This is a genomic window from Caulobacter sp. CCH9-E1 (assembly GCF_001556515.1).
GTDB lineage: Bacteria > Pseudomonadota > Alphaproteobacteria > Caulobacterales > Caulobacteraceae > Caulobacter.
The window spans coordinates 1-1,116 of sequence record NZ_LSJA01000036.1 but is presented as its reverse complement, the minus strand read 5'-3'; the positions used below and the strand labels follow the sequence as shown (position 1 = coordinate 1,116).

3 protein-coding genes are annotated in these 1,116 nt (G+C 64.6%); 2 read left to right on the top strand and 1 reads right to left on the bottom strand.

The annotated features are described in order from the left end of the window. The first annotated feature begins 143 nt into the window (after window positions 1–143). Together AX690_RS01880 and AX690_RS01875 are read left to right on the top strand one after the other, a co-directional pair. Complete coding sequence (locus AX690_RS01880) at window positions 144–410, top strand: conjugal transfer protein TraD (protein WP_066684308.1); 267 nt, start codon at window positions 144–146, stop codon at window positions 408–410. Next, the gene (locus AX690_RS01875; protein ID WP_082769443.1) at window positions 376–714 is read left to right on the top strand and encodes a conjugal transfer protein TraD; all 339 of its coding nucleotides are present in this window, start codon (window positions 376–378) and stop codon (window positions 712–714) included. Before AX690_RS01880 ends, AX690_RS01875 begins: the two co-directional genes overlap by 35 nt. A 7-nt stretch (window positions 715–721) precedes the next feature. On the opposite strand, the gene AX690_RS01870 is transcribed toward AX690_RS01875, so the two are convergent. Next, window positions 722–1,033 carry a helix-turn-helix transcriptional regulator gene (locus AX690_RS01870; RefSeq protein ID WP_156449529.1) on the bottom strand — a complete coding sequence of 104 codons (312 nt, stop codon included), beginning with the start codon at window positions 1,031–1,033 and terminating at the stop codon, window positions 722–724. Window positions 1,034–1,116 lie beyond the last annotated feature (83 nt).

Here is a 1,116-nt window from a genome sequence, read left to right as displayed (position 1 = left end):
ACGTCGGCACGACGTATAAGCGCGCCCTCCAAGATTAAAATCTCGGGAGGGACCGGACCGTCCCAATGTGTTCCGGCGACGTTACAGCATTTCCGGACGCCCTGTTCTACGATCAGCGTATCATCGAAATCTGGAGACTTGGGATGCGCAAACCACGAGACTTCGACGCTGAACTGAAGAGCCTCGAAGACAAGGCCAAGACCCTGAAGGATCGTAAGGTTCGGCAGCTTGGCGAGCTGGTGATCGCCACGGGCGCCGACGCCCTCGATATCGACACCCTGGCGGGCGGGCTTCTCGATTTGGCCGATGCTGGGAACGCCGCTCGCAAGGAAGGTTGGAGGAAGCGTGGCGCCGGATTCTTTCGCGGCGGGAAGGATGGCGCTCCGCCAAGCGCTGGCGGCCAGCAATGACGCCGAGCGCCGGGCCGGGGCCGCACGCCATCGCTTGGAGGCGCAGCGAGCCAGGCTCGATACGCGGGCGTGGGTGCTGAAACGGCGCGAGCGCACCCGCCACCTGATCGAGCTGGGCGGCCTGGTTCAGAAGTCCGGCCTCGTCGAACTGACCCGCGATGATCGCGCCGCGCTCTACGGGGCCTTCACGTTCCTGGCGACCATGTTGAAGGCCGACGACGCCGAGCACACCCTGGCGCTCTGGCGGCGCGGCGGAAAGCGGGCGTTCGAGGCGGAGGCTCGCTCCACGTCAGACACCTGCTGAGAGATCGTCAGGCCTTGTCGGCGCCTTCGTCGGCCATGGCGCGGACGAGATCGAGGACCTGACGACGGACCCGGCCCCGACCGATCTTTGGGAACGTTTCGGCCAGTTCCAGGCCTTCGGGCGTGTTAAGGAACTCGGTGACGACGCGCTCGGCAGCGGCGCCAACTTCGTCGACCTCATTGGTCATCGGGTCAGCCAGACCGTCGAAGAAGAACGACACCGGGACCTGGAGCGTCTTGGCAATGTCGTAGAGCTTGCTGGCGCTGATGCGGTTGGCGCCGCGCTCGTACTTCTGGATCTGCTGAAAGGTGAGCCCCAGCGCATCGGCGAGCGTTTCCTGGCTGACGCCTGTACGTCGTCAGAAGTTTTGAGACAGCCGGGCTGCGGATTTAGCGGAGGGTT

Bases quoted from the DNA above. Each gene is read 5' to 3' on its own strand.
- AX690_RS01875 (WP_082769443.1), top strand. From the start codon at position 376: ATGGCGCTCCGCCAAGCGCTGGCGGCCAGCAATGACGCCGAGCGCCGG.
- AX690_RS01880 (WP_066684308.1), top strand. From the start codon at position 144: ATGCGCAAACCACGAGACTTCGACGCTGAACTGAAGAGCCTCGAAGAC.